The sequence below is a fragment of the Enterococcus raffinosus genome (assembly GCF_019175485.1).
GTDB classification, from domain to species: Bacteria; Bacillota; Bacilli; order Lactobacillales; family Enterococcaceae; genus Enterococcus_A; species Enterococcus_A raffinosus.
The window spans coordinates 2,655,244-2,662,500 of record NZ_CP072888.1; the positions used below are offsets into that span (position 1 = coordinate 2,655,244).

A 7,257-nucleotide genomic window follows, 5' to 3' on the forward strand; every position below is an offset into this window, starting at 1 on the left:
GTAAAATTCAACCAATCTTCGTACGCATACTATCCAACTTGATACCTTGTACTGATAACATGGCTAAAGATTTTAATCGTTCTCATGCTTTGAATAACTACGAAAAGTTGGACTAGCAGCTAATTCCAAGTAATGAATCATTTTTCTAAAATACAGAAAAATGGGCTTATCTTCGTCACGCATATCATTCTACTAACTCGCTGAAGCGAGAAGTAGAACTGACAGCTAGCTCAAAATAAATGAATGAATTTTCCTTACGCAAAATTCAACCAATCTTCGTACGCATACTATCCAACTAGATACCTTGTACTGATAACATGGCTAAAGATGTTAATCGTTCTCATGCTTTGAATAACTGCGAAAAGTTGGACTAGCAAAAAAGTCCTACGAAAGCTCAGAAAGAACTCTCATAGGACGTTATCAACGTGGTACCACCTATTTTCATCTGCCAAAAGACAGACCTCAAAAGAAATAACGGTCTTTAACCGGATCAAATGATCATGCTCCAAGGTAAGTTCGAATGGCTCACATGCACACTCACAGCACCGTGCGCTCTCTGAAATGCGATCCTTTTCTACTACTCCTCTTCCGGGCAGCAACTATTCAAAGTAGTTTCATCTTAGCAGATTCCAAAATATTATTCAATTGAATTCCCCTTAAGAATTTCTCGAAAAAATTGTCCCTTTAGCGAAACATGATATAATACTTCTGTTTAGAAAGGGTGAATTAGAAAATATAATGAAAAACAAATCCATTTACCAATTAATCGGTAGTTTCACTTTGCTATTTTTTGCGGCAATGTGTTACATTGTACGCTTTTACCCTGATACATTATCGGGTTTTGACCGAGGAATCATTCATGCAGTCCATCAATTATCGCCTCAAATGAACGGCTATTTTTTATGGGTAACAAAATTCGCGAATCCGATCACCGTCATTCTCCTGTCCATTGTGTTCGTCGGCTTATTCTATTTTAATAAACAAAAGATTACAGCACTTTGGTTAGCAATCAGTATGGCGCTAGTCAGTGGTATCGGCAATCATTTGCTCAAGCTGTTTTTCCACCGTGCTCGGCCAACCATTTTGCCACATATGGTAACGGAACATAGCTTTAGCTTTCCAAGCGGACATGCGACAGCTAGTACATTACTTTACGGCACCCTAATTTTTGTTATGGCTCTGTTCTTTAAAGAAAAAACACCGCGGCTAATTGCTCAGATCATTGTCGGTTTATTGATCTTCAGCATTGTGGTGAGTCGTATCTATCTTGGTGTCCATTATCCGAGTGATGTGCTCGCAGGTGTCCTTTTCGGCAGCAGCTGGTTGCTATTTACTTATCCTTATTACAAGCAGAAGAAATTAGCTTATGATCTAAAAGCAATTAGGAGGAAAAAATGATTTTTCAATATAGTGACGATGAAGCCAAACGCTATCATTCATGGAATTATGCCCTACGGCAGCAATTCGGCGGGAAAATTTTCAAGGTCCCTGTTGATGGCGGCTTTGACTGTCCAAACCGAGACGGAACGGTCGCACACGGCGGCTGTACCTTTTGCAGTGTTTCAGGTTCCGGCGATATGATTGTCGCACCTAGTGATCCGCTGCCGCAGCAATTTCATAAAGAAATCGATATGATGCATCAAAAATGGCCCCATGTGGAGCAATACATCGTCTACTTTCAAAACTTTACGAATACACATGCCCCAGTAGAGGTTATTCGTGAACGTTTCGAGCAAGTCGTTAATCTTCCTGGTGTCGTAGGTTTGTCCGTGGGTACCCGGCCAGATTGTCTGCCGCCAGAGGTCGTTGATTATTTAGCTGAACTTAATCAACGTCTTTATCTATGGGTAGAGCTAGGGTTACAAACCACTTATGAATCTACCAGCGAAAAAATCAATCGTGCCCATGATTATCCAACCTATGTTGACGCCGTAGCACGTCTGCGGAAACACAACATCAATGTCTGCACCCATTTAATCAACGGTCTACCTGGCGAATCATTAGACATGATGCGGGAAAATGTTCGCCGTACAATTTTAGACTCTGACATTCAAGGAATAAAGCTGCATTTACTACACTTAATGCGTAATACAAAAATGCTAAGAGATTATGCCGAAGGTCGATTGCAATTAATGAGTAAGGACGACTATGTGTCTGTCATCTGTGACCAATTAGAAATGATTCCGCAAGACATTATCATTCATCGTTTGACAGGTGATGCTCCCTGGGACTCATTGATTGGACCTATGTGGAGCTTAAAAAAATGGGAAGTGTTAAATGCGATTGATCAAGAATTGATTCGCCGCGACTCTTATCAGGGAAAATTTGCTCTAAGAAAGGACTTTATTCATGTTGCTAACGGCTCTGCGTTATAGTCACCAATTGCTAAAGGAAATAATTTCAGAAGGCGATTATGTTATTGATGCCACAATGGGAAACGGGAACGATACACTTTTTTTAGCTGAACTAGTTGGATCAACCGGACATGTTTATGCCTTTGATATTCAAAAGCAAGCACTCCAAAATACCCGTGAAAAATTAGCGGACTATACAGATCGTGCGACACTTTTTCTTGCAGGCCATGAAACGATTGAAGAAAAAATCGCGGTGGATCAACCAATTCAAGCAGCCATTTTTAATCTTGGCTACTTACCAAAAAGTGACAAGCACATCATTACTCTGCCTGAGACCACTAAACAGGCCATGTCAGCGATTTTGAAACGATTGACCATAGGTGGGCGAGTGATTGTCGTCATTTATTATGGTCATGAGGGCGGTGAAGCTGAAAAAAATGAGGTGCTGCATTTTTGCCAAGCCCTGCCGCAAGAAAAATTCAGTGTTCTGAACTATCAATTTATTAATCAAAAAAATAATCCTCCCATCTTATTGTGTGTAGAAAAAAAGAGCGACTGACAAGAAATCAGTCGCTCTTTTCGTTGAACCATTCCAAAACACGTTTGATCCAAGCATCCCAAAATACCCAATCATGTTTTCCAGGTCCCTCTTCAAAGGTCACATCAAGATTTTTTTGCTTCATTTTATGTGCCATGTATTGACTAGCTGGATACAAATCATCTTCTGTTCCACAAGCCAAGAAAAAGCGCGGTGCTGATGTTCCACTATCTACTAATTCATTCAATAAACGAACCGGATCATTCACAGAACCCTGAATTTGATCTAATGGACCAAAGATTCCTTGCCAGTAGGCTTCATTTCTCACCAGTAGTAAACTTTCCACATCAGCCAAAACCACGGCACCTGATAAAGAAGCTACCGCGGCAAAATTCTCTGGTTTTGATAGGCCAAGCTTCAACGCGCCATAGCCACCCATTGATAAGCCTGCCGCAAAGGTTTTTTCTCGCTTATGTGTAATCTGAGGAAATAATTCATGGACGATGGTTGGCAGCTCTTCGGAAACAAAGGTCCAATAATTCATATCATAAGTCGTATCTGTATAAAAACCTAAATCTGTCGAAGGCATGACCACGGCCATCTTATAGTCAGCCACATATCGTTCAATAGAGGTGCGTCGTTCCCACACACTATGATTTCCACCCATTCCATGCAAAAGATACAATACAGGCACATCTTCCGTTACTCCTGCTGTTTCAGTTCCAATTTTTTTATGAGTGGTTTGCGGCAAGATCACATTCATCGCCACTTCCATTTGCAAAACGTTCGAATACACATTTGCCTGTAAAAAAGCCATTCAGTTCAATCCTCCACTTCTTCTATTCTTCGTTTAGTTTAACACTTTTGCTTTGTTTGCCAACCATAAAACTAAAAATCAAAGCCGCTATGATCAACAACAAACCAGCAAAATAGATCCAATGTAAACTATCAAACAGAATTTTTCGTAATTCTATTCGTAAACTTTCTTCAATCTGTAATGCTGTGTGAGGATTAATTAATCGATTCATCACATCCAAATCCGCAATTCCTGCCCTCGTCAGTTGTCGTCCGTTTGCGATATTCAAAATGATGCCAAAAAGTGAAACCATCACAGTCTGACCGATCGTACGAGACAAGGTATTAAATGAAGTGGCTACACCAATTTCTTCTTTAGGAACACTGGCTTGTGCCTCCACGGTCGTCGTAGTAACAGACAGGCCGTATCCGATTCCTAAGACCCCCATAATGATGAAGAACAGCCAAAAGGGACTCTGCTGCGGCAACGCTAAAAGAGTGCCTCCACCAGCTAAAATAATCATCAAACCGCTGACGATAATCCATTTTGCCGGATACTTACGCAATAATTGACCAGATAAAAAGGACCCGTACATCCAGACAATCGACATGGGAGCCAATACTAGTCCTCCGATTCCAGCCGGTTTTCCTAGAACTCCCTGCATCCACATTGGTATATAGACATCCAGCCCCATCAAAAAGCCACTGATTAAAGCAGCTACAATATTTACACTGGCAAACGTTCGATTCCGAAACAATTCTAAATTGATCACCGGATCTTCGGCCCGTTTTTCGGTACGAATAAATAACCCTAATGAAAGCAGACTCACGATAAACAAAGCTAATACCATAACAGTTATCCCTTCATCTCCCAAAAGCTGGAATCCTAACAAAAGACTAACTAAGGTTAACATTAAGAATAGACTACCAAAGATATCCATCTTTTTCGCTTCATGTGTCTTCTTTTCTTCTACAAAGAAATATTGCAAGAGAGCAATCAATCCTAATCCGATCGGTACATTAATAAAAAATATCCAGTGCCAACCAATCGTATCCACGATGAGTCCACCTGCAAGAGGACCAAATACACTCGCAACACCCCAAGCCGCACTCGTCAGCCCTAGTACTTTTGCTCGCTTTTCAATATCATATAGATCCGCAATAATTGTTAAGGATACCGGCATAATTGCGCCAGCACCGATTCCTTGAATTCCCCGAGCAATGATCAGCGTCAGCATCTCATTCGACATTCCACACAACGCAGATCCTAATACAAATAACAATATACCTATAATAAAAATCGGTTTTCTTCCAATCTTATCCGCTAATTTCCCGTAAATCGGTGTTATCATAGCATTGGTTAATAAATAAATCGAAAAGACCCAATTCATGATTTCAATACCATGCAAACTTCCTACAATCGTCGGCATCGCTGTCGTTACGATCGTCCCTTCAATCGCTGACATAAATGTCGCGATGAAAATCCCAGCTGTTACAACCTTTACATTTGTTTTTCTCTTCATCTTACCCTCCATATTCCTACTCAATAACTAAATAAAAAGAGACGGTCCCATTGATCAACGACATGACCAATAGAAACCGCCTCGTGAACTCCATAAATAATTTATGTCTGTACGATTTATACTAAATTCAAACTTTTTTTCAATGCATCTACTTTATCTAGATGTTCCCAAGGCAGATCGACATCCGTACGACCAAAATGACCATACGCTGCCGTATCGCTGTAAATTGGACGTAGAAGATCAAGCATCTCAATAATTCCAGCTGGGCGTAGATCAAAGTTTTCTCGAATTGCACCGATCAATGCTTCTTCAGAAACTTTTGCCGTTCCAAAGGTATTTACTGAAATAGACACCGGTTGAGCCACACCAATCGCGTAAGCAAGCTGCACTTCTACTTTTTCAGCTAAGCCGGCAGCAACAATATTTTTGGCAATATAACGTGCAGCGTACGAAGCTGAGCGGTCAACTTTTGTTGCGTCCTTACCAGAAAAAGCACCCCCGCCATGACGTGAATAACCACCATAAGTATCAACGATGATTTTACGTCCAGTCAAACCGGCATCTCCTTGTGGACCGCCGATTACAAAGCGTCCTGTTGGATTAATAAAATATTTTGTTTTCTCATCTAATAATTCAGTAGGGATTTCGTGTTTGATCACTTTTTCCATTACGTCTTTTTGGATCGTTTCATTATCAACCGCATCATTGTGCTGTGTACTAATGACAACGGTATCCACACGCAATGGTTTCCCATTTTCATCATATTCTACTGTTACTTGCGATTTCGCATCTGGACCAAAATAAGCCACTTCACCAGATTTACGCAAATCTGCCAAACGTTTTACTAAGTGATGACTCAATGAAATAGGCAATGGCATTAACTCAGGTGTCTCGTTCACTGCAAAACCAAACATCAAACCTTGGTCTCCAGCACCGATGTCATCTAATAATTCTTCTTTCCCACGAGTCTCCAATGCATCATCCACGCCCTGAGCGATATCAGGTGATTGTTCATCAATTGCTACTAATACAGCTACATTGTCTCCATCAAACCCAAATCTTGATTCAGTATAGCCAATGCGTTTAATTGTTTCACGAACAACCTTTTGGATATCTACATAAGCCGTAGTAGAAATTTCTCCAAAAACTAAAACAAGCCCAGTCGTCACTGAAGTCTCACATGCAACTCTGGCTTTCGGATCCTTTTCCAAAATAGCATCCAAAATAGCGTCACTGATTTGGTCAGCAACCTTATCCGGATGTCCTTCTGAAACTGATTCAGATGTAAATAAACGACGTTCTTCCATTATAAATATTCCCCCTAATTTTTATTCGGTTACAAGGAATCTCTGGGCCTTTCCAGAGCCTATCGGGAACTTGCAACGACTCGATTATAACAGAAAAATAGCAGCTGTCACTAATAAAACCATCAATAAATCTGAAAACTTATGAAAAATCATTTTCGACATAAAAAAAAGAGACGTCCAAGAACGTCTCAGGATGACCCGTACGGGACTCGAACCCGTGTTACCGCCGTGAAAGGGCGGTGTCTTAACCGCTTGACCAACGGGCCATAATAATAAAAAAACGGAGAAGGAGGGATTTGAACCCTCGCGCCGGTTTCCCGACCTACACCCTTAGCAGGGGCGCCTCTTCAGCCACTTGAGTACTTCCCCAAAAAACCAAAAAGATTTTTTAATGGGCCTAAATGGACTCGAACCATCGACCTCACGCTTATCAGGCGTGCGCTCTAACCAGCTGAGCTATAGGCCCTTCATAAAAACTAAAGCGGGTGACGAGAATCGAACTCGCGACAACAGCTTGGAAGGCTGTGGTTTTACCACTAAACTACACCCGCAAATCTGATGGCGCGGGACAGAATCGAACTGCCGACACATGGAGCTTCAATCCATTGCTCTACCAACTGAGCTACCGAGCCAGAAGCGGTCCCGACGGGATTTGAACCCGCGATCTCCTGCGTGACAGGCAGGCATGTTAACCCCTACACCACGGAACCGTATTTTTTAGTTTTTAATTGCGGGAGCAG

6 protein-coding genes, 7 tRNA genes, 1 riboswitch and 1 other annotated feature (1 of these 15 only partly in view) are annotated in these 7,257 nt (G+C 41.4%); of the genes, 3 read left to right on the plus strand and 10 right to left on the minus strand.

Going from position 1 to position 7,257, the window contains the following annotated elements; translation table 11 throughout:
* Positions 1–407 precede the first annotated feature (407 nt).
* Positions 408–600, minus strand: a binding site (T-box leader).
* A 138-nt stretch (positions 601–738) separates the two neighbouring features.
* From J9537_RS12860 to mnmM, 3 genes are read left to right on the plus strand one after another with little or no spacing between them, the layout of a single operon-like run.
* The gene (locus tag J9537_RS12860) at positions 739–1,398 is read left to right on the plus strand and encodes a phosphatase PAP2 family protein (RefSeq protein WP_010745346.1); all 660 of its coding nucleotides are present in this window, start codon (positions 739–741) and stop codon (positions 1,396–1,398) included.
* On the plus strand, positions 1,395–2,375 hold the full coding sequence (gene mnmL / locus J9537_RS12865) for a tRNA modification radical SAM protein MnmL/YtqA (RefSeq protein WP_010745345.1): 981 nt from the start codon (positions 1,395–1,397) through the stop codon (positions 2,373–2,375). Before J9537_RS12860 ends, mnmL begins: the two co-directional genes overlap by 4 nt.
* Complete coding sequence (mnmM, locus tag J9537_RS12870) at positions 2,350–2,913, plus strand: tRNA 5-(aminomethyl)-2-thiouridylate-methyltransferase MnmM (RefSeq protein WP_010745344.1); 564 nt, start codon at positions 2,350–2,352, stop codon at positions 2,911–2,913. The genes mnmL and mnmM overlap by 26 nt, the downstream gene beginning before the upstream one ends.
* Before the next feature lie 7 nt (positions 2,914–2,920).
* Here the strand turns inward: mnmM and J9537_RS12875 are convergent, their stop codons facing one another.
* From J9537_RS12875 to J9537_RS12920, 10 genes are all read right to left on the minus strand, one after another.
* Positions 2,921–3,709 carry an alpha/beta hydrolase gene (locus J9537_RS12875; protein WP_010745343.1) on the minus strand — a complete coding sequence of 263 codons (789 nt, stop codon included), beginning with the start codon at positions 3,707–3,709 and terminating at the stop codon, positions 2,921–2,923.
* Positions 3,710–3,731: 22 nt separating this feature from the next.
* Positions 3,732–5,210: an MDR family MFS transporter gene (locus J9537_RS12880; protein WP_010745342.1), complete on the minus strand. Its 1,479-nt coding sequence runs from the start codon at positions 5,208–5,210 to the stop codon at positions 3,732–3,734.
* Between the two features lie 116 nt (positions 5,211–5,326).
* Positions 5,327–6,517: a methionine adenosyltransferase gene (metK, locus tag J9537_RS12885; protein ID WP_010745341.1), complete on the minus strand. Its 1,191-nt coding sequence runs from the start codon at positions 6,515–6,517 to the stop codon at positions 5,327–5,329.
* Positions 6,515–6,598: riboswitch (SMK box riboswitch) on the minus strand. (Overlaps the previous gene by 3 nt.)
* Before the next feature lie 113 nt (positions 6,599–6,711).
* Positions 6,712–6,783, minus strand: a tRNA-Glu gene (locus J9537_RS12890).
* Positions 6,784–6,798: 15 nt separating this feature from the next.
* Positions 6,799–6,886, minus strand: a tRNA-Ser gene (locus J9537_RS12895).
* 23 nt (positions 6,887–6,909) lie between these two features.
* Positions 6,910–6,983, minus strand: a tRNA-Ile gene (locus J9537_RS12900).
* A 14-nt stretch (positions 6,984–6,997) separates the two neighbouring features.
* A tRNA-Gly gene (locus tag J9537_RS12905) sits at positions 6,998–7,068 on the minus strand.
* Between the two features lie 8 nt (positions 7,069–7,076).
* Positions 7,077–7,149, minus strand: a tRNA-Phe gene (locus J9537_RS12910).
* Positions 7,150–7,154: 5 nt separating this feature from the next.
* Positions 7,155–7,227: transfer RNA gene (locus tag J9537_RS12915), tRNA-Asp, on the minus strand.
* 18 nt (positions 7,228–7,245) lie between these two features.
* Positions 7,246–7,257: transfer RNA gene (locus J9537_RS12920), tRNA-Met, on the minus strand; it runs 62 nt beyond the window's last position.

Coding starts and splice junctions, on each gene's coding strand:
- J9537_RS12875 (WP_010745343.1), bottom strand. CDS start 3,709: ATGGCTTTTTTACAGGCAAATGTGTATTCGAACGTTTTGCAAATGGAA.
- mnmL (WP_010745345.1), top strand. CDS start 1,395: ATGATTTTTCAATATAGTGACGATGAAGCCAAACGCTATCATTCATGG.
- metK (WP_010745341.1), bottom strand. CDS start 6,517: ATGGAAGAACGTCGTTTATTTACATCTGAATCAGTTTCAGAAGGACAT.
- J9537_RS12860 (WP_010745346.1), top strand. CDS start 739: ATGAAAAACAAATCCATTTACCAATTAATCGGTAGTTTCACTTTGCTA.
- J9537_RS12880 (WP_010745342.1), bottom strand. CDS start 5,210: ATGAAGAGAAAAACAAATGTAAAGGTTGTAACAGCTGGGATTTTCATC.
- mnmM (WP_010745344.1), top strand. CDS start 2,350: ATGTTGCTAACGGCTCTGCGTTATAGTCACCAATTGCTAAAGGAAATA.